The organism is Enterobacter cloacae complex sp. IR5402, from assembly GCF_049238125.1.
Classification (GTDB): Bacteria; Pseudomonadota; Gammaproteobacteria; order Enterobacterales; family Enterobacteriaceae; genus Enterobacter; species Enterobacter hormaechei_C.
In genome coordinates, this window is record NZ_JBMKHO010000001.1 from 260,735 (window position 1) to 283,637 (window position 22,903).

16 protein-coding genes and 2 pseudogenes are annotated in these 22,903 nt (G+C 52.1%); 3 read left to right on the forward strand and 15 right to left on the reverse strand.

Annotated features, from left to right (window positions below; all coding sequences use genetic code 11):
- Positions 1–156 precede the first annotated feature (156 nt).
- The 5 genes and pseudogenes from ACOTXL_RS01315 to ACOTXL_RS01335 form a co-directional block, all read right to left on the reverse strand.
- Positions 157–1,299: a helix-turn-helix domain-containing protein gene (locus tag ACOTXL_RS01315; RefSeq protein WP_045349953.1), complete on the reverse strand. Its 1,143-nt coding sequence runs from the start codon at positions 1,297–1,299 to the stop codon at positions 157–159.
- A 135-nt stretch (positions 1,300–1,434) separates the two neighbouring features.
- Positions 1,435–5,562: an ATP-binding protein gene (locus ACOTXL_RS01320; RefSeq protein ID WP_045349955.1), complete on the reverse strand. Its 4,128-nt coding sequence runs from the start codon at positions 5,560–5,562 to the stop codon at positions 1,435–1,437.
- Between the two features lie 90 nt (positions 5,563–5,652).
- Positions 5,653–5,808: pseudogene (locus ACOTXL_RS01325) on the reverse strand (transposase); the annotation flags it as partial.
- Positions 5,809–5,908: 100 nt separating this feature from the next.
- Positions 5,909–6,712 carry a TIGR02391 family protein gene (locus ACOTXL_RS01330; protein ID WP_045349958.1) on the reverse strand — a complete coding sequence of 268 codons (804 nt, stop codon included), beginning with the start codon at positions 6,710–6,712 and terminating at the stop codon, positions 5,909–5,911.
- 21 nt (positions 6,713–6,733) lie between these two features.
- A complete protein-coding gene (locus ACOTXL_RS01335; RefSeq protein WP_045349960.1) occupies positions 6,734–7,213 on the reverse strand; it encodes a hypothetical protein in 480 nt (159 codons plus the stop codon).
- A gap of 549 nt (positions 7,214–7,762) precedes the next feature.
- Between ACOTXL_RS01335 and ACOTXL_RS01340 the strand changes: the two genes are divergently transcribed.
- The gene (locus ACOTXL_RS01340) at positions 7,763–8,569 is read left to right on the forward strand and encodes a hypothetical protein (RefSeq protein ID WP_045349962.1); all 807 of its coding nucleotides are present in this window, start codon (positions 7,763–7,765) and stop codon (positions 8,567–8,569) included.
- A gap of 89 nt (positions 8,570–8,658) precedes the next feature.
- Here the strand turns inward: ACOTXL_RS01340 and ACOTXL_RS01345 are convergent.
- The 4 genes and pseudogenes from ACOTXL_RS01345 to ACOTXL_RS01360 all read right to left on the reverse strand — a co-directional run.
- Positions 8,659–8,769 (reverse strand): annotated as a pseudogene (locus tag ACOTXL_RS01345) (IS3 family transposase); the annotation flags it as partial.
- A 925-nt stretch (positions 8,770–9,694) separates the two neighbouring features.
- The gene (locus ACOTXL_RS01350; protein WP_032609220.1) at positions 9,695–10,180 is read right to left on the reverse strand and encodes a GNAT family N-acetyltransferase; all 486 of its coding nucleotides are present in this window, start codon (positions 10,178–10,180) and stop codon (positions 9,695–9,697) included.
- A complete protein-coding gene (locus ACOTXL_RS01355; RefSeq protein ID WP_003857131.1) occupies positions 10,168–10,434 on the reverse strand; it encodes a DUF1778 domain-containing protein in 267 nt (88 codons plus the stop codon). The genes ACOTXL_RS01350 and ACOTXL_RS01355 overlap by 13 nt, the downstream gene beginning before the upstream one ends.
- Positions 10,435–10,497: 63 nt before the next feature.
- Positions 10,498–11,427: a LysR family transcriptional regulator gene (locus ACOTXL_RS01360; RefSeq protein ID WP_045349966.1), complete on the reverse strand. Its 930-nt coding sequence runs from the start codon at positions 11,425–11,427 to the stop codon at positions 10,498–10,500.
- A 129-nt stretch (positions 11,428–11,556) separates the two neighbouring features.
- Here ACOTXL_RS01360 and ACOTXL_RS01365 point away from each other — a divergent pair, with 129 nt between their 5' ends.
- Complete coding sequence (locus ACOTXL_RS01365; protein WP_023314162.1) at positions 11,557–12,945, forward strand: MFS transporter; 1,389 nt, start codon at positions 11,557–11,559, stop codon at positions 12,943–12,945.
- Positions 12,946–12,966: 21 nt separating this feature from the next.
- Here the strand turns inward: ACOTXL_RS01365 and ACOTXL_RS01370 are convergent, their stop codons facing one another.
- The 3 genes from ACOTXL_RS01370 to ACOTXL_RS01380 are packed head-to-tail and all read right to left on the reverse strand — an operon-like array spanning position 12,967 to position 15,677.
- Positions 12,967–13,962 carry a DUF2891 domain-containing protein gene (locus ACOTXL_RS01370; protein WP_045336282.1) on the reverse strand — a complete coding sequence of 332 codons (996 nt, stop codon included), beginning with the start codon at positions 13,960–13,962 and terminating at the stop codon, positions 12,967–12,969.
- A gap of 9 nt (positions 13,963–13,971) precedes the next feature.
- Positions 13,972–14,958, reverse strand: a complete 987-nt coding sequence (locus ACOTXL_RS01375; protein WP_003857123.1) for a DUF979 domain-containing protein — start codon at positions 14,956–14,958, stop codon at positions 13,972–13,974.
- Positions 14,955–15,677: a DUF969 domain-containing protein gene (locus ACOTXL_RS01380; RefSeq protein WP_045349969.1), complete on the reverse strand. Its 723-nt coding sequence runs from the start codon at positions 15,675–15,677 to the stop codon at positions 14,955–14,957. The genes ACOTXL_RS01375 and ACOTXL_RS01380 overlap by 4 nt, the downstream gene beginning before the upstream one ends.
- 224 nt (positions 15,678–15,901) lie before the next feature.
- Between ACOTXL_RS01380 and ACOTXL_RS01385 the strand changes: the two genes are divergently transcribed.
- Entirely contained in the window at positions 15,902–16,450 is a 549-nt protein-coding gene (locus ACOTXL_RS01385) for a winged helix DNA-binding protein (RefSeq protein WP_003857118.1), read from the forward strand.
- On the opposite strand, the gene glgX is transcribed toward ACOTXL_RS01385, so the two are convergent.
- From glgX to treZ, 3 genes are read right to left on the reverse strand one after another with little or no spacing between them, the layout of a single operon-like run.
- Entirely contained in the window at positions 16,447–18,522 is a 2,076-nt protein-coding gene (gene glgX, locus ACOTXL_RS01390) for a glycogen debranching protein GlgX (protein ID WP_023324662.1), read from the reverse strand. The two genes, ACOTXL_RS01385 and glgX, sit on opposite strands and share 4 nt — an antisense overlap.
- 15 nt (positions 18,523–18,537) lie before the next feature.
- On the reverse strand, positions 18,538–21,006 hold the full coding sequence (gene treY / locus ACOTXL_RS01395; RefSeq protein ID WP_023324663.1) for a malto-oligosyltrehalose synthase: 2,469 nt from the start codon (positions 21,004–21,006) through the stop codon (positions 18,538–18,540).
- The gene (gene treZ, locus ACOTXL_RS01400) at positions 21,003–22,790 is read right to left on the reverse strand and encodes a malto-oligosyltrehalose trehalohydrolase (protein ID WP_023324664.1); all 1,788 of its coding nucleotides are present in this window, start codon (positions 22,788–22,790) and stop codon (positions 21,003–21,005) included. The genes treY and treZ overlap by 4 nt, the downstream gene beginning before the upstream one ends.
- Between the last annotated feature and the right edge of the window lie 113 nt (positions 22,791–22,903).

The window sequence follows — 22,903 nt, forward strand, 5'->3', positions numbered from 1 at the left end:
CTGTCGTAAATTATGTATATTCCTCAAACCCAGAATAGTTAAATCACCTACTGTGGTAAATAAGTTCATAAGACACTCCCACTAACTATCGTAGCGCTGACCTTTAGTTGCAACGTCAAAAATGAACAACTCCCAGGCAGGGTTACTGGCTTCGGCTCAACGAAAATGGTTAAAAACCCACCAAGAAAATTGTCTCTCTGCTTCCATTCTTAGTTCTGGGTCAGTTTTCATCGATGCTGTATCAGGCATACCATCCGGACAAAAATCAGCAAGCTGACTTTGAATAAACTTTAGCTTTTCTTCTTTTTCCCCTGCGTTCTCAAACACCATGAATGGCAGCTCGATAATCGGCGGTTTGGTCTGGGTGGTTAACGGCATGGTTATGCCTGAATTACGGCCAGGCAGTGAGTGTAATTCTCTGATATGACTCAATAGATTGTAGGGTAAGGTGTTTTTTACGAAGTAAAAAACGTCTGCATAATAATCAGTTACGAATCCATCCCTTTTTCCTGGATAAGCCAGCGTATCCATCTCTGGAAAGGGAAACTGTAAACCCTCTTTTCTGTAATATACGATTGGCACTCGTTCAAGTACACGCCCACGGTATTTGAGGATGTATTCATAGCGACAAGGTTGCTCAATGCTAATCGTTGACCACCAGTGTTGTCCTCCTATATCTTTTTCTGTGTCGCCAATATGAATGGCATAATCCGGGTCCAACCGATAATAGGCCTCGCTGATACCGTCATATTCCCAATTGTCGTAATCCAGAAGCAGTCTGACTATGCGGTCAGCGGGTGCCAGGTCCAGGTTAAAGCGCTCTCTCCACATTGCCATGACATCTCCAGGGCTGGCACAGCTAGTTACGGGCGTATTGGCATCCTGTTGCCGGGTGTAAACGACACCGGCTCTGACAGTTTTTCCCTCTTTTATATAGTCCTGGGTCAGATAGTAGGGTTTTATTCTGACGTTACGAATTTGTAGAATAGCCAGCGCCTTATGCTGGAGTGTGATGTGGTGCAGCTGAATATCCGGACAATGGTGCTCTGCAAAACTGACTTTTCTTAACAGATCGATTAAATTTGCCTGGTTAAGTTGCTTACCATCTTCCGGCACGCCAGTAATCAACCCTTCATCATTCACGCCAAAAATCAGATACCGGTCACCGTCATGCAGGACGTTTGCCATGCAGAGGATATCGTGAACAAGGGCTGCATTGTTTTGGTGGTAGGTTTGTTTAAAGTCCCACCATGGCCCTTCCTTGCCACTGGCAATCAGTTTTTCGATGGTTTCGTTCATAGTCCCCTCTATCCGATATGGCGTGCGTTTGCTTGTACCAAGTATTCCTTCAGTCTACTTAAATCGGTAGTGCGAAATGGCTCTTCTGGCATTCGATGCCAAGGCAGCCAGTTGATTACTTAATAAGTATCGTTGTTAGCAGTTAAACGGCAGTTCCTCTTCACGTAAAACTACCGGTGCCTTGTCTGCCCGGTACTGGATCCAAGTTTTCAGGTCTATTTGCGTGCTATTACGACCAGCTAAATCAAAATATCCTCTGTTAGCAAAACGGCGATGTATAAGCTCTTCACCTGTTATGGACAGATAGGCGTTCAATGCCGAACGATGGATGAAAAGTCCGCGTTGTTTTACACCTTTTTGATGGAAGGCGATAAGTTTGCCAGAATGATCAACCCAACCGCTTTGACAATCCCATAAAAGTTCGAGTTTTTGAATGATTCCCAGGCATGGCGCAATGAGGTTATCCTGGCGCTCGGGCATGGTATATGAGTAGTCGTATTCCCATTCGTTTCCGCGCAGTAAACTGACTTCTGTAAAATTAAACGCTTCACTATCTTCATCACTATTAAGAAGTTGTTTGTATACCGGGCTGTCAGGATATTCAGCAAGATAACCGCGATAACAACTACTTCCCTGATTATATTGGAAAATATCGCGTGCTCTTTTCTGTTTAAAGTTCTGGATGTTTTCATTTATGAGTGCGCTTGAGTAGGAAGCACGCACTCCCAAGTACGGGGAATCCCAGCTATTTTCATTCGGCGCTTTATCGTCATCCCAATAGCTATGTGAAAGCGCTACCCACTGCTCTCCTTCCTCGTCAGTTCGAATAAGACAAGCTTCATAAGGTGGAAAATCATCGGTCCGAACCCAACCTTTGATATCTGAATTGTGGTCAGGGAATGCATAATTTGTTTCCTCCATCAGTACTGGATAGACACCTTCTGCGGTGATATCGCGTACATCGGTCAGGTCAACTTTACGGACGTCGACTGACCATAGATGATCACTTGTAGGTTCGTAGTCGGAATATGGGTCTTCCAGTGCGGGAACATTACTGGCCAGAATGCCCAGTAGTCGATGTAAGGCGATCCAGTAATATTTTTTACCGAGTCGGTCAGCATACCCTTTTCTACCCCGTCCCGAGCCATACTGACTCCCGATATGGCGATCATAATTGAGCGCGCAGTGGTTATAACCGGGATATCCTAAATTAAGTGCTTCTCGCATTAACCAACAGGCAATGTTTTCATGGCTGATATTGGCGCTCTCCAAGTCAAAGCCGGAAATCTTCGATTCCACCTGATAACGCCAGAAATCCGGGGCCATGGATTCTCCCCAGAGCACCATGTTTGATGGTAAATGTTCCAGATCTAGGAGGGGTTTGACATCCGCCAGTACAGGCCATCGTGATGGTAATGAAACGTTTGTCTGGTAATGCTGTAATTGGCTTGTTACGGCTGTGGGAAATTCTCCTGTTTTCAACAAGTTTACTAATAGCTGAACCGTATCCCGGAGCAGAATATTCTTGCTATCTGACGCAATGCTTAATAGACCAGGGAGCGCTGGCATAAACGCATTTCTGCATTGGTGTGACAATAAGCATGCACTGTAGATAGCAAGGCTAATACGCTCTAATACGTAATCATCATCACAATATGCAAATTCACTGATTACTGTTTGGCAGTTCTCCGGGTAGTTTGCCAGGATTCTGCTTAGCCCTTTTGAGGATAAATCCCTGATTCGGCGGTCAGCACACGAAGTGAGCCAGGCAAGTGTTAGACTGGCCAGCCTCCGGCTTTCAGCAGGCCAATGGGTTATGTCAGCAAATAGTGCTGCATGGATGAGTGAATAGACAGCAGTCTTGTTATCAAATGATCCCAGCGCAGCTAATGACAAGTAGGTGTCACGTTCAGCTAAGGATGACTGCCGTAAAAATGGCCCCAGCCAGTTAGTTGCGTTTAGACGATGGTCAGGAACCAGACTAAGTGAAAACAGCGCTTCATAAACCGACTCCCATAATCCAGGTGTATGCAGTGCTGCATGGATGTGTTCATCAATTTCTTCCACTACACTTTGTCGGGAACGCCAAACCAATGACTGGATGAACAGCTTATGGGCTTGTTCGGATGGTAATCCTACTTCTTCAGCAGTAATTTCAAGAGCAGTTTTCTCAGGCAGCACGGCGGCAAGAGCTTCCAGCAATCCAGCATCTTCTTCTGTTAACGCTGCAATTTTCTCCGCTAGTTTTGCTGTATCCGAATCAAGAGCTTCCACAAGGCTGATAGCACGGAGTATGTCACCGTAGCGTTGATAACCCAGACGGATCAGGAAGGTATCCTCATCTACAACAGAAAGGATAATGAGGCCTTCATGTGCCAATGCATTTAAAAAGGATTCAGGTGTGGTCTCAGTTCCCACTATTTTGCTCAGTGCTTCGCAACAGGTTTCCCAGGTTCGGTTCTGCGGCAACTCATGCGTCAGGGTATTCGCGAGTGCCATCATTGCAGCCCTTACCAGATTGCGAGGGTTTGCGTAGTGGAGGCGTTCTCGAATTAAAACATCGCAATGTTTGAGATGTCCTTGAAACAGAGAGGTAAAACCCGGCAAAGAAATATCCAGACTATCACGGCCTTCGCCCTTTAGCGTTTTACAGGCCAAGTGTAAAAATAAAGGATTACTGAGTTCGGGTGAAAAAAGTGGTGTAATCTCTGCATCCAACCCATAGTAGGCTGCGAAAGCTTGTAGCGCTTCGAATTGATGTCCTGAAAAACCGATGTGTTCGAAAGCAAACCCTGGAAAGCGTGAATCGACCACAAGATTGCGATAGGTATCTCGGGTTGAAACGCAGATTTTGATGTCTGGATAAGACTTGCATTGAGCGAGCAATTCGGGAAGCTTGTCCTTCCAGCGCACTTCTCGCGGGCTTTCGTTCAAGGCATCGATATAAATGACAAAAGGTAAGCCAGTATGTTCGGCGCAGGCCTGTATGCATTCAAATAATGTCGAACGATCGATGGCGGCACCCAGCCCTATTTTACTGCGTAGCACTTCCCAAGGCTCTGCTTTGCCAAAGTCGTCTCCAAAGACGACCAGGGAAAAACCACCATGTTCCAGTCGACGCAATGCTGCGCTGACAATCGCGTGGGTTTTGCCGATACCCGCTGGCCCAACCAGCAGTAAGGAATGTGCTGTTGCGGCACCAATGACCTGAGAAGTCAGCAAATTTTGCAGTTGCTGCGCCTGCTCTTCCCATTTTCTCGCCGCATCCATATCTCCGGCAGGAAATGCACACATATACTCTGCGTGGAACTGTCGGAACGATTCTGTATCACTATGCTTGCCATGCTTTTCATAAAATTTATCTTCTTGAGCATGGCGGGCATCAGCGAAAAGTGTCAATAGGGATGACAGAGCGACGCAAAGATCTGTAACCGATGTGGCCGTGACATTGTTATCTCTCATGCTCTCACAGTAGGCAATTATTTCTTCAATCAATGCCGTGGCAGATGTAGCACGGGTTTCGCCGAGTATATCCAGCGATTTGCGTCCGTATCCATTCAGTGAATGGAACTCTCGAACGATTGGTGTTAATGATGTTTCGTACCACTCGCAAAAGTCACCAGTCCCACCAAAGAAATCCAGGCCGACATGAGCATTCGTCACCACATCCAGCATTGAAGTATATCTTGGCCCGGCAAAAGCAATGGCGTCCTCCAGACATTGTTGAATTTGAGCTGTTGTCAGCAACGTGTCATCAAACCAATACCTGCGCATCCCTCCGTAAGGGTCTATCTCAAGTAATTGATTGCAGATAACAGCAGCGGTACAAAGGACAATAGAAAGTGACTTCCCTTTCGCTGACGCTTCCGATTCGACTTTACTTTTCCATTCTTCAAAGCGTTCCGCCTGGCTTTTTCCTCGCTTTCCCGCAGCAACACGCCCGGTCAGGTCAAACGGTATATAAATCCAGTATTCGGTTAGTGTGGGATGGTTGCTTAGCGCAGCTTTAAGGGAACTATCAATCTGTGTAAGCTCTGCGGAAGCAAGCTGGAAAAAGTATTTTGCCTGAACACCGAATACGGCACCGTCCGGTGAGCGGAAATATGCCTCAACACCACCGTCTCCACCATCTCCACGCAGACTAATAAATGTTGAATTTGTCGGTACTCGACAGGTTTTCCTAAATAACTGTACGGCGAGTGCTTCAAAGCTATCGTTACGGCTTTTGGGGGCGCTACGAATTAAACTGAAATCAATATTCATCACCAGTCCTTGTTCCTGTCAATAATGCGGCAAAAGCAGTCACATATTATACCCATTAAAAATGTATTGGTATTGAAGCGAGGTAAGATGTTCGCTGTTATCAGGCTTGATAGCCCGTAGCCACTTGTAGAGGCTGTGCGCAGAAACGCCCAGACGGTCGGATACTTCAGCAACAGAATAACCGCGCTCCGTTATCTGACGGACGGCTTCTTCCTTAAATTCAGGTGTAAATCGTGGTGTGCCCATACGCTCCTCCTATGCTCACACTATAGGGCAGGATCATCTACCGGGGCGGGGTCAGTCCATAAATGGCTCTGAGGTGTCTGTTAAACCTGTGGCAATTCAACTATATTTTTTTCTGTGTGCCATCCAGCTTGCGATGAATAAGCGAAACCAACGTAAGGATGTCCAGCGCATCCAGTTCAGACATGGGCCAATTCTTCTTAGGCGAATGGGCTAGTGGATTACGCACAGCGCCAAATAGACCAATCAGTAGGTTCGCAAAACCTTTTTGTTCACTCTTTTCTGAATCGGTAGTGAGCGGTCCCAAGGTCAGAACTGGTTGTTGCCCGGTGAATGCCTTGTTCACCAAGTCGGCACCATCGCCGTTCAACCCAGACAACTGACGAATACGTTCTGCAACCCCTTTCGTCGCCTCGAAGACGGCATGAAAATAGTTTTCGTCCAGAAGTTCTGCACGACAATAGTTCAAAACTTCTGCATGCACAGCACGGCTTTCGAGTGCAGCCTTAAGTCGCCCGGCACGGGCTCGGGCAGAATCGAGTGTTGTTGCTTTAGTGGCGTTCACGACCTTACCATCTTCACGGACATAAAAGCCGGAAAAAGCTAGGACAACATTGAGTTCATCACGCCTCCAAGTAAATACTGCTGGATCACGAGCGTAATTTACCGGGTTCATCGCACGGTTAATGAACATGATGAGATGGTTGCCGACCTGATATTGGTTCTGCGCGCCTACGAGCGCATTATAAAGCCGTATCCATTTTGTCATGCCTGGCGATGTGTCGGCAACTTTGATTTCTTGTAGAAGTCGCTCGATCTGCGACCCACTCAAACCACGTTCGGTATCAGCAAGAACGCGACAGGCGGCCTCAAGGTGCTGAGAGTTGAATAATGGAATACGTATCATAAATTATCTTTTTATCACCTTTCAGACCCACTCGAGCGCCGTGATAATTGATTGCCCTTCAGTACCGACCTCCACAAACAAAGCGTGCTCGTAGCCAAGCTGCTGCTTATAACCTTGAAGTTTCAGTAGATCGATTCGTCTATCGACGCGACTCGTTGATTTTTTGAACTCTAAGACCAGATGATTCTGTTGTGTACCCCGCCGATGCACGATCACATCAGGAAATACTGTCTTTGCTTCAACGTCTTCGCTGTCTGGATAAAGCTCCAAATGTCTGAGCCGTTTAGGTTCTACACCATCTCGGTTATATTCGCAATCTACATTCCAACTGGGGAAAGATAGCTGGAGGTACATCGCAAAGCGAAAAGTAATGGACCGTTCGTTAGCATCAATACTGAGTAGATCATGATCATTGAATAGTAGCTCGGACAATGAATGTGACACAGGTTCGCCGGGTTCACATTGATTGAGGTAGCGTATTTGATCCGGAGTCAGTGCCATTATCACGCTCGCATGTTTAAGGAATTTTATTGGATTTTTCAGTACGCATTAGGTTACCAACTAAAAAGTATAATAACTGAATACTAAAACTTGACGCTTATCACAAAATCAGAACAACCAGCTCATGAACCAATGGTAGAAAATTCGTATGATTTATGTTCGGCTACTTGCAAGGTTATGAACCAAAACTTAGTTCATAAACGCATGCTTTGATTGCTCGATGAGTAAAAATTATTTTATTACAGTGAGTTATGAAATGCAGAAACAAGTTGGAAAAAGTATTTTCCCTGAATGCCGAATACTGCTCCGTCCGATGCGCAGAAATATACCTAAACGCCACTACCATCAGTTATCAGCAATGTAGGCTTTAAATATTCGCGGGGGATGCAAGATAATTAACATATAATAAAAACCGGGAATCCCCCTATCACTAGGGGGAATGTTCTCTACCTGTCCCCCCCATAGATTGGTGGAGGGGCCCGGGGTTGCTCTTTTACATAAATTGCTGTATGAATATATTTTAACCGTAAAATCAGGAAATGTAAAGACATGACAACGTTAGTTGCATGGATAGGAGTAGATACTCATGGTCCCGCTTCAGTCTACATAGCTTCTGATAGCAGAATCAGTTGGAAAAACGTTGCTAATACATGGGATTCAGTAAGAAAAGTATTTGCAACATATTCTTATCCAGAGCTCTTCGGTTATAGCGGACGTGTTGAGTTTCCTGTACATATCCTAAATCAATTAGTGAATACCATAGATAACTGCTTTCTATTCTCTTTGGATGCCGACTTTGATGAAAAATTAGAAGCAATATCAAAATTTATTCAGAATAGTTTTTCAGAGGTACCCCATAAACAAAGCGGTTTTGGCACAATAATTTATGCAACACGTATTGGGTTTAAAATGCGCTCAAAATTCCATGTCGTTGAAATAAAGTTTAACAATGGGAGCATTACATTCCAGGAGCAAATTCTCCCTACTTCATCAGACATTGTAACATGCTCTGGTTCTGGAGTTACAGAACTAAAATCAATGCATGAAAAATGGCTTGGCGGAGTGAAAGAAATAGGTTTTAGTAGATTTGTTTTTGGTGCTTTGTGCGATTCTTTGAAAAAGGGGAATGATAAATTTTCAGGCGGCGCTCCTCAATTAGTGGGCTTGTATAAGCATACTCCCGGATTAAACTTTGGAATCATATTCAATGGCCGAAGATATTTTAACGGCAAGCTGATGGATGATTTTAATAGCTTGCTTCCAAAAATTGAATGGAGAAATGAGCTCTTTGAGCGTTGCGATGGTGCTAACATGTCTAAGCTAACAGACGCTCAAGCTCAACCTCGCTTACAATAGAGAACCAAAAATTCAAGATTGTTTTTTATTGTCCAACCTTACTAAAAAGCTTACATGAGGTTGGGCAAAGAACTTAAAAGTTCATTCGAAAGCACACGAAGTACTCGCTGAGACGGCAGGTTCAGGTCTATTTCAATCGATATAGCCTCGCGATTAAAATCATTGACGATACTGAACGTGCGAAAGCAGCGACCGCAAATCCCCTGGCGCAGCTCATCGGTGAGCATTAACGCCTTTCTAGGCCTGGTTGAGTCGTTTTGTTTTCAGGTTCAGTTAGTTGGTTTTAAACTGTCAATGTGCCGCTCCCTGACTATTTGCTTACGCGGGCTGCAAACGCAGGCGGTTCATAGCAATGAAGAGCAACTACACATATGCGGTCATAGTGACTGGCAAATCTCAGCAGAAGTAATTTCCTACGATCAATTACCAAACGCCTTCGCATGCCTTGGTTTCTTTCAAGGTATTGCGGGGCCGCTATATTATCAGTTGCAAGCCAAGAATTTGCATATATACGTGGAAATGGCGGACTAATATTGGGTTGCTGCAAACTAGATAGCTTAATGAGATTGAAGGGTTCGATAATATTGTAGAGTTATATCTACGGCTAAGTGGTGCAAGCCGCTGAAAAGCTATTGTTTTAGCGGAAGATTCATTAGTGTGAGAAAATATTTCGGCAAACACATTTTCGGCTCACTTTGGTTATGAAACTATTTAATACGCCGCCTGGCGTATGTAGGCGCCAGATATTGCTACTTGTGGCACTGTAGCTAAACGGCACCGATAGCGCGGCGTAACCGCCTCAGAAACTATATCTCATGCAGCCCCCCTCTCTGTCAGGCGCTCATACGTACCAGTCACTTTTATACCCGTTACAATATCTTATAGACCAAGCGGCTGATGGGGTATGAGACTCATGCTTTTCAAATGGGCCCCGCTAACTAGCGGTTTGTTCATGAAGTGAGTTTCTGACGAAATGGTTTTTAGTATTAAATACTGTTTAAGAACAATGCATTAACAGAAGCACTAACTGTGAACCTGATTTGTGCTCAACATAAGTTAAATGAAATATTATGAATCCTATCACTCATCAGATAAGCCCATCGCATACCACCCTTTCCTTTGCCTCTACTGAGGAAGCCGGAGAAACAGTGTCCGTTCCTGAGTCTGCGAGGCTTTAAAACCATGGTGGATATAAAACGCTTTGGCTTCCTCAGTGAGTGCATGAACCATGATCGCCCGCACCCCGATATTCTCAGCTACCCGATAACAGCGTAAAACCGCATCGTGGAGTAAATCGGCTCCCAACCCGTTTCCGCGTAACGAGACATCAACAGCCAGACGGGCAAGTATAATCACGGGAATGGGATCCGGCATGTTACGCCGCAGATTACCTGTCGCTTGCGTATGGTTAACGCTGCCGGTAGCCAGTGAGTAAAATCCCGCGACCTGCTTCGTGCCCGTTTTACAAATGACAAACGTTCGGGCTGCGCCGAGCGCCTGGTTTTTCAGACCTCTTTGTTTTAGCCATTCGTCAAGCACGGCCTCTCCGCTGACGAACTCCGCCAGTTGATGGACGCTGGATAAGGGCTCTGGCGCTGTTACACGTCCCACTGCGGTTTCCTTGCCAGCAGTTTTTCTATGGCAGGATCGTCCGCGACCGGGGCATCGAGCATGTCAATGAACTCTGCGTACTGTTCATCGTTAAAATTGAATACACGTCGATCGAGGATCACATTCTCGGCTGCCTGACAGGCCATCTCCAGAATGAAGTCTGTACGTGATTTATGGAGGATCTCTGCGGCGGCATCGATAAGCGCCCGCTGGGATTCTTTGGCTCTGAGATTGAGTTGAACATCTGATTTCATGGGTATACCTCTTGTATAGCAATTGCTTTACAAGCATAACATAAGCGGCGTGTATAGCAATCGCTATACAGCGCTCTTTATCATGTCTGACCTCTCCACACCGCATATCGCAAGAATTTGCTCTCTCAGCCAGCGGTGACCAGGGTCGCGTTCCATTCTTGGGTGCCACATCTGTGAAACCGTAATACGACGGCTTTTGAACGGCAGCTCGAAAACGTGTAACTGCTCCGTTACCTGCTGATTGAGTAAATAGAGCGCGGGTATCATGGCAATAAGATCTGATGCCAGCGCCACGGACAGCGCCGTCGGAAATCCCGGAACGACGCTGGCGATTTTACGTTTTGTCCCCAGTTCGGCCAGCGCATCGTCAACGGAACCGTGCAACGCGCCCTCAGGTGACGCTACCACATGGCCCCAGGCGACATAATCCTTCACCCCTATTTCTGCCTGATTAGCCAGCGGATGCCCCTTACGCACGACGCCCACAAACCGATCCTCAAACAGTCGTTGCAGCCGTATTTCAGGCCCCATATTGCTCTGGACGCCAATCTCCAGATCAACCAGCCCTTCCCGAAGATAGCGCGACGTTTTTTCCGGCTTCGGCGCGAAGCGTATACAGACGTCCGGCGCGGCGTCGGCCACAGCCGCTATAAGCGCAGGCCCAAACGCCACCACAAAACCATCGTTTGCCCTGATGGTAAAAAGACGCGCCAGACTTCGCGCGCTGAACGTTTCAGTTGAGGGCTGCAATACCGCCCTGGCCTCGTGCACTGCACGCCTGGCGCGATCCCGGGTCGCTTCGGCCCACGGGGTCAGTACCATGTTACGTCCGGCGCGCACCAGGATCGGGTCGCCTGTAACGTCGCGTAACCTGCTTAATGTCCGGCTCATGGCCGAGGTGCTGAGGTTCAGACGGCGTGCCGCACCTGCGACACTCGCTTCGCTCAGCAATATGTCGAGTGCAATCAGTAAATTAAAATCAGGATCGGTCATAGCGCTCATTCCTGTACATTCAGATAAGGCGTTTCATGCAACGATAAAGTGCAAATGGTGCGCCTTCCGCCCTGTAAAAGCCATCTTTATAGTTTTGTCATCCATACACTCTTCTCAGAGGACAACCTGATGACGCTCTTTTCCAGTCAACCCGGCGACGAAGGACTGCCTGGCCCGGCGCGCGCACGGGTGATGGCCGCAATTATGACCACCACCTTAATGGGCGTGTTTGATGGCACCATGATCAACATTGCCCTGCCCTCCATGGCTCAGGAGATGCAGGTACCTGCCAGTATTGCCGTCTGGTTTGCCAACGGGTATCTGCTGGCGGCCGCGATGTCTCTGGCGATATTCGCGGCGCTTGCGGCCCGCCTGGGTTATCGCCCCGTTTTTCTGGCAGGTCTGACAACCTTTACCCTGACATCGCTGGGTTGCGCGCTGGCGAAGACGCCCGAAGTGCTCATCGGTATGCGCGTGCTTCAGGGGATCGGCGGCGCGGCGACGCTGAGTATTGCCCCCGCAATCCTGCGATCCGTATTTCCCGGGCGATTACTTGGCCGCATTCTGGGGTTACACGCTCTGCTCATCGCCTCCAGCTCCGCTATCGGGCCGGTATTGGGTGGGACGATCCTTCACACCCTGAGCTGGCAATGGCTGTTTGCGATAAACGTGGTTCCCGGCACCCTCGCCTTACTGCTGGCGGTCAAAGCGCTGCCGCGGGATGCGGTTCGAAAGCAAGCGCCCTTCGACACCCCGGGCGCCATATTGTCGGCGCTGCTGCTGGGGTCGACGATCATGGCGGCGAACAGCCTCCAGGAGGCTACTTATCACCCCGGCAGTCTTTGCTGGACGGTGCTCGCTGCGCTGAGCGGCATGGCGTTTATCTGGCAGATCCGCCGCACGGATAACCCTTTGCTGCCGCCGACGATGTTTAAAAATGAACGTTTTACCCTCGCGGCCTTCACGTCAATGATTGCTTTTGTCAGCCAGGGGATCACTTTTATTGCACTGCCTTTCCTGTTTCAGAGCGAATACGGCTACAGTCCGGTGTTGTCTGCCCTGCTGTTTACGCCGTGGCCGCTAGGGATCGTACTGATTGCGCCGCATGCAGGCCGGTGGGCGGACACGATTTCAGCCCCGGCGATATCCACCCTGGGGCTGGTGATTTTTGTCGTGGGTTTGATCCTTCTTGCGACATTACCCGACCGCCCTACAATGTGGGATATCTGCCTGCGGAGTCTGGTATGCGGCATGGGGTTTGGCTGCTTTCAGAGTCCCAATAACCGGGAAATGCTCTCCAACGTTATTCGTGAGCATGCGAGCTATGCATCCGGTGTTTTATCCATTATGCGCACGTTCGGGCAGTGTCTGGGCGCCGCCGCCGTGGCCGTTCTGCTGGCCGCAGATGAAAGGTCAATTCATGTTGCGCTATGGGTCGCAGCCGCAGCTTCTGCGGTAGCGGTCGTCGTCAGCGCGAGTCGGTTGCGTAAAATCACTCATCCTGCGGAAACAGGATGAGCACGAAAATATAACTAAGCGCTACTCCAGCGCCAGCAGCGCAAAACTCGCCAGCCAGTGGCCGCCGCTGTAGTGGCTGCCGACAACATGCTCCACGCTTGCCGAGAGATGGCGCGCAACGGCATCGTGTAATGGCTTCCGGGCGTGATAATTTTCCGGCAGAGCACGGGCAATGTGCTTCATACACCAGGCTCGGCTGAGGTTGAGACCGTCCAGATGCGCGATTTTCGGGTCGGTGCGGTCGCTCACCTCGGCCGGGTTCATGAGCGCAGAAACGGCGCCCACTTCAGGCAGAAACGCATCGAACCAGGCCGGGAAATCCTCCACCACCTTACTCATCAGCAGGGCCTCGGTCAGCGCTCCGGAGATATACTCGTCGCCACCCGGCTCATAATGCGCAGGATATTGCGTGTCCGCGAGGTAAAACCGCGTTGCCGCGTCCAGGATGGCGCGCTCAAGCGTGTCATCGTTCACCGCCCGGGCATAATCCAGCCCCAGCGCGAGCGCAAACGCCGTGTTGTAGTGCGTCCCGACGCGGATCGGATAGGTAAGCTTGCTGAGGTAATCCACCAGCCGCTGGCGAATATCCAGCGTTAACGGTTGCAGCGTCTGGTACCAGCGCTCCGCCTGCGGCAGTGACGATTGCTTCAGCTCCTGCGCCAGCGCCAGCAGCCAGCCGTAGCCATAAGGCCGCTCAAACGACGCGCGGAACGGCGCGGTAAAATAGGCCAACTCCTTCGCCACCTTCTCGTCGGTCAGGTGTTCTTCGAACAGAGTGATGATCTCTTCCCGGCACGGCAGTTCGGGCCAGAGACGCAGGCAGCGCAGCAGCAGCCAGTAGCCATGCACCGCAGAGTGCCAGTCAAAACAGCCGTAAAAGATCGGGTGCAGCTCGCGAGGCGGCAGAACGTCGCCGTCATCGTTGAGCAGATGCATAATGTGGTTCGGGTATTCCTGACGTAAATAGGTCAACGGCATTCTGGCGAAGGCGTCAGCCTGATGTTGCGTTAATTCCATTGCAGCTCCTTAGCGAAACACGAGGAAATACATTAAGAACACGTTCACCACCAGCAGGGTTAACGCGGTCGGGATCTGGATCTTGATAACCTGATATTTGTCTTTTAGCTCCAGTAGCGCGGCGGGCACAATGTTGAAGTTGGCGGCCATCGGCGTCATCAGCGTGCCGCAATAGCCAGCGTACATACCGATAGCCAGCAGCGGCGCTGGGTTACCGTGATGGACATTAATCAGGAATGGCAGAGCGATACCGGCGCTTAACACCGGGAAGGCTGCGAAGGCGTTACCCATGATCATGGTAAACAGCGCCATCCCCACGCAATAAATGACCACCAGCATGAAGCGGCTGTCCGGGTTCACAAACAGGCTGACCACCTTTTGTACCGATTCGCCGGTATTCGCCACCACAAACACCCCGCCGAGCATGGCGAGCATCTGCGGCAGGATCACCGCCCAGCCAATGGTATCGACCAGCCGACGCGACTGACGAACCGCATGCAGCGGCGTACCTTTTGTCAGCCACCAGCCGGTGAGGATAGCTGCCACACAGGCCACGCACAGCGCCGCCAGCGTAAGCTGTTTCTGGTCGAGCAGATAGACACCGCCAATCGACACGCCTTTCAAAAATAGCGTCCCGATGACCGTTACCACGGGGATCATCAGTGCCGGTAAAAACAGCCAGTTTTTCAGCCGGTTCGACGAGGCAACGCGCTCCTCCTCGGTGGACATTTTATAACGCCCCTTCCCGACCAGCCCGAAACCGGCCAGCAGCGCAATCACGATAACGGCGCCGCCAATAATGCGATACGCCAGGGACTTACCCAGCTCCTGCACCATCAGATCGCCAAACAGGAAGATCCCGCCAAACAGAAACCAGAACAGCGCCGTGGTATAGCGTTTCGGGTTAGCGCGATCGCGAAGGGTCATCACAACCAGCAGCATCACGACGAAGCCGATCAGGTAGTACACGCGGTTAATGGTGATGAGGGTCATCATTGTGCGATCTCCTGCGTACCCTGCTCTGCTTTCCAGGCCATCACGTCGCGACGAATGCTGGCATCAAGGCGTAGCAGACGCGTCATATGGATGATCAGTGCCGCAATGGCGGTCGGAATGGCCCACAGGCCGATATGCAGCGGTTCGATCCCCTCGATCCCGTTCTCTTTCAGGAACGCATCAATCAGCAGTACCGCGCCAAAGGCGATAAAAATATCTTCCCCAAAGAAAACCGCGATATTGTCACACGCGGCGGCATGGGCTTTGATTTTGTCGCGGATAGTCTGCGGCAGTTCCCCGTATTCATTCAGAGCGGCCCCTTCCGCCATCGGCGCCAGCAGCGGACGCACCGTTTGCGCGTGGCCGCCAAGCGACATCAGGCCCAGCACAGCCGTTCCTTCGCGGGCAACAAAGTAGAGCATCAGGATACGCGCCGAGGTGGCGCTGGCGATCTTCGCGACCCAGGCCTGGGCGCGTTCTTTCAGCCCGTAATACTCTAATAGGCCAATCACCGGCAGGATCAGAATGAAGGTGGCAAGCGATCGGCTATTCACGAACTTTTCGCCAAAGGTTTCCAGCAGCATACCGAAATCCATGCCAACCAGCAGGCCCGTCGCCAGGCCCGCCACCACGACAACCAGCAGCGGGTTGAAACGCAGTGCAAAACCAATAACCACCACCGGAATCCCGATAAGTGGCAACAGTGTAGAACTGTCCATAAACGTTACCCTATCCAAAGTGAGCGTTGCGCGCCGACGGCTATTTTTTATACTTCGCAGCAGAGCGAAGCCGGTGCATTACGGCGCGCGATGTTGTGTTTTGCGTGAGGCTCCACAGAACCTGCACTAAAAAGCTATATCTGAACGTCAAAAACATGTAAACAATTTATCAATAAAATGTTCTTATTTTATCGACGGGTTTACATTTCGGGGGAAGGATCGTTATGACAGTAAAGAAAAAGACGACAGCGTTAAACCACGACGATATTGCGGACGGGCGAATCGTCTCCTCCCGTCATCTCGTCTCAGAGCGGTGTGCTGAATTATCAGAGCTGGAATATGCGCTGATCATGACCAGCAATGCGTTTAACAAATGGATGGTGCGCTGCATGACCGCAGCGGGTGAACCGGATATGGGGGCCTTTGATGTTTCGCTTCTGCACCACGTGAATCACCGCAACCGTAAGAAAAAGCTGGCTGACATCTGCTTTGTGCTGAACGTGGAAGATACCCACGTGGTGACGTATGCGCTGAAAAAGCTGGTCAAGGCGGGCTACGTCACCAGCGAGAAAGCGGGAAAAGAGCTTTTTTTCTCCACTACGGAGGAGGGAAAAGCGCTGTGCATGAAGTACCGGGAGGTGCGGGAGGCCTGCCTGATCAACATTCATGCGGAAAGCGGTATTCCGGGCGCGTCGATTGGCGAGACCGCGCAGTTACTCCGCGCGATCTCCTCCCTGTATGATACCGCCGCACGCGCGGCGGCCTCGCTTTAAGGACGGCGGAACAGGGTGATACTCCGCCCGGCCAGCTCGTAATCGACAGATTCAGTGATGATTTCCCCCGTGGTGGCATCCTCCGACGTCGAGAGTTCGAGCACCCAACCCCCTTCGCCAAACTGCGGGATCTGGAATGGCACCGTACCTTCAAACGGGTTAAACAGCATCAGCACGTCTTGCCAGACGCCCTCTTCCTGCTCAAGATCAGGACGGCTGATGGCAAGACCAAGGGTGGAACCCTCGTCCCACTGTTCCGACTGCTGCGGTCCGCCACCGGCGTTAAACCAGCGGATCTCCAGCCCGTCGCGCCAGTTCTCACGTCGCAGCAGCGGCTGCGTCGCGCGCAGGGCAATCAACCGACGGGTAAAGTCGCGCAGCTTCTCGTCGTTTTCAGTGAGTCCTTCCCAGTTTACCCAGGAGATCTCGCTGTCCTGACAATAGCCGTTATTATTGCCCTTTTGCGTCCGGCCAAACTCATCGCCTGCCAGCAGCATCGGCGTGCCGTGCGAGAAGAAGAGCGTGGTGAGGAAGTTGCGCTTTTGCCGCTCGCGGGTGGCAATGATATCCGGGTTTTCCGTCGGCCCTTCCTCGCCGTAGTTATACGAACGGTTATCGTTATGTCCGTCGTTATTATCTTCCCCGTTATCGGCGTTATGTTTCTCGTTGTACGATACCAGGTCGTTCAGCGTGAAGCCGTCATGCGCGGTGATAAAATTGACGCTGGCCCACGGACGACGCCCGCGCAGATCGTACAAATCACCGGACCCTAACAGACGGGCGGCAAAATCGTTAGAAACGTTATCCCCCTTCCAGTATTCACGTACCGTATCGCGGTATTTGTCGTTCCACTCACCCCAGCCAGGTGGGAAGCCCCCCACCTGATACCCGCCGGGGCCGATATCCCACGGCTCACCGATGAGCTTCAGCTTCGACAGCACCGGATCCTGGGTCACGGCATCAAAGAAGCCGCCGCGCGGATCGAACCCCTCCGGCTCACGTCCGAGAATGGTCCCGAGGTCAAAGCGGAAACCGTCAATCTGCATCGACTCCGCCCAGTAGCGCAGGGAGTCCATGACCATCTGTAACACGCGCGGGTGCGATGTATTAACGGTGTTCCCGGTGCCGGTGTCGTTGATGTAATACCGGTGCTGATCCGGCATGGTGCGGTAATAACAGAAGTTATCAATCCCCTTAAACGACAGGGTTGGTCCCAGCTCGTTGCCCTCCGCCGTGTGGTTATAGACCACGTCGAGGATCACCTCGATGCCCGCGTCATGATAGGCACGCACCATGTCGCGGAAACCCTGGATGCCCGCCGGGCCGTAATAGCGGGACGCTGGCGCAAAGAAACCGAGCGAGTTATAGCCCCAGAAGTTTTTCAGGCCGCGATCGAGCAGGTGCTGATCGTCAGGGAACCAGTGAACCGGTAGCAGCTCGACCGAGGTAATGCCGAGGCTTTTGATGTACTCCACCGAGGCTTTATGCCCCATCCCCTCAAACGTACCGCGCAGTTCAGGCGGAATAGCCGGGTTAAGCTGGGTAAAGCCTTTTACGTGGCTTTCATAGACCACGGTATGCGGCCACGGGATATCGGGCCGGCGTGAGTCCTGCCAGTCAACGGCATTGGGGTCGATGACCTTACATTTGGGCGTAAATGGCGCGCTGTCTCGCGTATCAAAACTGAGATCCAGCTCATCGTGTCCCAGCTCATAGCCGAAGTGGGCATCGTTCCACTCAATGTCACCCACCAGTTCACGGGCATAGGGGTCAATAAGCAGCTTATTGGGGTTAAAACGGTGACCGTTCTCCGGATCGTAGGGGCCATACACACGGTAGCCATACAGCGCCCCCGGTTTCAGATCCGGCACATAGCCGTGCCAGACCTCATGGGTATATTCCGGCAGTTCCAGGCGGGCGATTTCTGTTTTTCCCGAAGGATCAAACAGACACAGCTCCACCCGCTCCGCGTGGGCGGAAAACAGGGCGAAGTTTACCCCTTTCCCGTCATAATTTGCGCCCAACTGCTGGCCATGACCGGCCCGAATTTCAAACGTTGTATCCTTTGGCATTTTTGTTCTCCTCGATTAGTCGCAGGTAAGCAGAACCAACAAACATCCCTTTTCAGACGTTAAATCCAGCGTCTCTGGCAGAAGGCGACGCTCACCGGTAAACAGATCCCGGTAGTGCTTCCCGGCCAACTCCTGGGGTATGGCCACGATAGTGTTGGCCCACAGCAACGCATTGTCGGTGACGTCAAACACCAGACGCGGCACGGCGACGATCAGCGCCTCGTCATCTTTTATGCGGGCATAAACGATCAGATTCTCCTCCCGCTCACCGGTTACCTTCAGCGGCAGCCAGTCGCCGTAGCGGAAAAGTGCGGGGTAATGTGGCCGAAGCCGTAACAGCGTGGCGGTAACGTACTGCTTCACGCTGCCGTCTCGCCAGCGTTGCGCATCGTTAAAAACGGTGCCATCCGCTACGCTGAGGTTTTCCGCCAGTGCGGCGAAATCCGGTTCGCGGCGGTTATCCGGGTCGACGAGGCTGAAGTTAAGCCCCTCGCTGCCCTGGTAGATGTCCGGTACGCCAGGCGCAGTCAGCTTGATCACCGTCTGGCTCAGGCTGTTCATTAACCCAGCCCGAATAAACGGCTGGAGTGCGGCACTGAAATCACGCAGGAACAGGGTGTTATCCGGGGAAAGCAGATGGCGCACGTAGTCCAGGACCACGCTCTCGTAACCTTCGTTACTGTCGATCCAGTCGGTACGCTGCTTGGCCTCGCGCAGGGCTTTCTCGATAAAGCCGAGGAAACGCTCTTCCAGTGACTTAAGGCCATCACGATCCTCAGGCGACAGGGTTGCTGGCCAGACGCCCGCCAGCGCCTGGAAGATCATCCAGGTGTCGGCGGCGTTCGGCGCGGTGCCATCGTTGAGGAATCGGACCTGCGTCTGGTTCATCTGCCGCCAGCGCGCCAGATTTTCTCCCCACAGATCTGGCGCTTCCGTCAGCGTATACAGACGAGCTCGTGCATCCTCGCCGCGTTTGGTGTCGTGGGTGGAAGTTCCCAGCAGCGCATCGGGCTGGCGGGCAAGTCGAATGCGCATCTCCTGATGAAAACGGGAAAGTGAAAACGCGCGCGGCGTCGGGTCGGCGCCGACTTCGTTCAGGGCCAGCTCCAGGTTATGGCGGAAGAACAGCGTATCCTCTACCGATTTCGCCATCAGCGGCCCGGTCAGTTGCTGAAAACGGGTGCGGAAAAGCGAGGCCAGCGCGTGGTCATGCTCCGGCAGATCGCCAGTAAGAATACGCACGATCAGGCTCAGAGCGGGTTCAGAGGCGTTGACGCTGGCGACCACACGGCTGAGCAGCGCCACATCCGGTGGCGTCAGTCCCTCAGCGGTGCCGTAGGTGCGATACACCGGAAACGCGATAAGCAGCTCACGCAGGGCATGGCGGATATCCTCATGCTCCACTTCTGCACCGTTATGCCCGGCCAGCTCGCTGGCTATTTTGAGCAACGTGGTAAATTCACCCTCAAAATTACGATCGGTCATCAGCCCTTTGGCGTTGCGAAGTTCCGCCTGCCTGTCCACGGTCGTACCCAGCGTCTCGTCGTAGAGCATCTCCAGCCGCGAGAGGTTGGTATCATCCACCAGCACTTCCGCCAGGGAGGCGATAAACTCATAACCCGTAGTACCTGAGATGGGCCACTCCGGAGGAAGCTGTTCCCCTTTGGCGAGGATTTTTTCCACCGTGATGTAGCAATCCGGTCCGGTAGCCGCACGCAGTCGCTGCAAATAGCCCAGCGGATCGGCAAGCCCGTCCACATGGTCAATGCGCAGGCCGTCGACAACCCCGGCGTGGACAAGCTCAAGGATCAGGTGGTGCGTATCTGCGAATACCGCCTCATCCTCTACCCGCACGCCGACCAGCCCGGTGATTTCAAAAAAGCGACGCCATGAAAGCTGTTTCGGCGCTTCACGCCAGGACATCAGCCGCCAGCTTTGCGCCTCGTGGATCTCAGCGATGCTCTTGCCTTCGGCATACGTGCCGGGATTAAGCGGATAGGCGGTATCATAGTAAACCAGCGCTGCGCTGTTTGTGACACTGTCACGTTTTAAGGTGATAGTCCCCCGCTCCAGCTCGGCTTCAAAGGTGTCGCCAAGAAACGGCAACGTCAGCGGTCGGGACCAGTCGATATCAAAATACGCCGCATAGCGGCTCTGCCTGCCATGTTCGATAACATCGCGCCACCAGCGGTTTTCCAGCGAGGTCGACATATGGTTAGGAACGATATCCAGAATCAGCCCCATCCCCGCCTGTTTCAGCGCCGCCGCCATGCGGTCAAACCCTTCCCGCCCGCCAATCGCCGGGTCAATTTCGTTGGGGTCGGTCACGTCATAGCCGTGGGTGGAATCCGTGGTTGCGGTGAAAACAGGCGACGCGTAAAGATGGCTGATACCGAGGTCTTTCATATACGGAATCAGATCTGCCACGCGGTCAAAGGTCATGCCGTTGCGAAACTGAATTCGGTAAGTAGAGGAAGGGATCATAGCGCTGCTTCTCCATCAGCAAAGCGAACAACGATGCTGTTCGACGGCAGGTTTTCGACTGCCTCCGGCCAGCTAAAGATCGTTTTTCCAGGCAGGTCCGGTAAGGCGAACGGCTTTTTGCCGATATTCAGCGCCAGCGACAACGTGCCGGACGGAAAACGCCAGCTCACGACAACCATGCCGAGCGCCGTTTGCAGGACGTTACCCTCCACGGTGCCCCGCTGTTTCAGTAACGGGACGATAAAGCGCTGACGCAGCACAATCAGCTCGCGCGTGACGTGCAGCCACGCCCTGCCTTCCTCCGTGTCTGCCTTGTTCCAGTCAAGCTTCGACCGCATAAAGGTATTTACGTCATTGGGGTCCGGTACGGTTTCATCGTGCCCGGCATGGCCGGTAAACTCTTTCGCGCGCCCTTCCCGCACCGCTTTCGCCAGGTCGCCGTGGAAGTCGGTGAAAAAGAGGAACGGATGCGTTTCGCCATACTCCTCGCCCATAAACAGCAGCGGAATATGGGGCGACAGGAGCAGCGCCGCGAACAGCACGCGCGTTTTATCCGCCCCAGCCAGAGAGATAAGCCTCTCCCCCTGGGCACGGTTGCCGACCTGGTCGTGATTTTGAATAAAATCGACAAAAAACTGTGGGGGTTGCTCGCGACACTCTACCCCGCGCGATTTTCCGGTCTGAAGCGAGATTTCCCCCTGGTAGACAAAGCCTTCTGCCAGCGCCCGCGCCAGTTTTTTCTCCGGCTCAAAGGCAAAATCCTGATAGTAGGCGTGTGATTCTCCCGTCGCGAAGACATGCGCGGCGTTGTGAAAATCATCATTCCATTCGGCGGTGAAAAGCGGCGTCTGACCATGCTCATCACGCGGATGCAGGAAAATCACGTTGCGACTGTCTTCGGTGGTCAGATGGATATGCCGATCCGGAAAGGCGTCGCGGATCCGTTGCGCTATCTCGGGAAGAATATGGGTCTCAGCGTCGTCATGGATCTGGTCGATGGCGTCGAAGCGCAGACCGTCAAGATGATACTCCGAGAGCCAGAATAACGGCGCCTCAGCGATGTATTGCCGGACAGCTTCAACCTCATAGGCAATACCGTTGCCCCACGGGGTCATACGATCCTGATGGAAAAACGCCGGCGAGAGCAACGGCAGGTAGTTCCCTTCCGGGCCAAAGTGGTTGAGTACGATATCCAGCACCACGGAAAGCCCGAGCGCGTGGGCGGCATCAATGAAGGCATGAAAATCATCCGGTGTACCATAAGCCGAGTGCGGGGCATACAGCAGTACACCGTCATACCCCCATCCGCGCGCGCCCCCGAACTGGGACACGGGCATCACTTCCAGTTGCGTAATACCCAGTTCGGCCAGATAAGGCAGTTTGTCGATGGCCGCCCTGAAGGTTCCTTCCCCGGTGAAGGTGCCGATATGCAGCTCGTAGATCACCGTCTCTTCCCACGGTCGTCCTTGCCATTCGCGCTGAGCGGGCAGGCTGCGACGCGGGTCGATCACCACCGACGGGCCATTGACGTCAGCCTGCTGCGCGCGCGAGGCCGGGTCCGGCACCGCCATTCCATCCTGTAAAACAAACTGATACGTCGTACCGTGCCTGACGCCGGGCACGTCAATCTGAAACCAGCCGTCGCCCACCGCCGCCATGTGAATGTCGGTATCGGTTAAACGCAACGTGAGATCTTTTTGCCCTTCTGCCCAGACGCGAAAACGTACAACGTCATCGGAAATAAACTCAGCACCCCAGTGCCTGCGACATGTTCTGAATTCCATTCATTGTCCTCGAATGACCACATTTTACGCGGAACGAAATACAAGCTTAGACCAGGATCTACAGAGTGTTATGCCAGCAGAGTATGCCGCTTCGTCTATTATCTATTTATAAC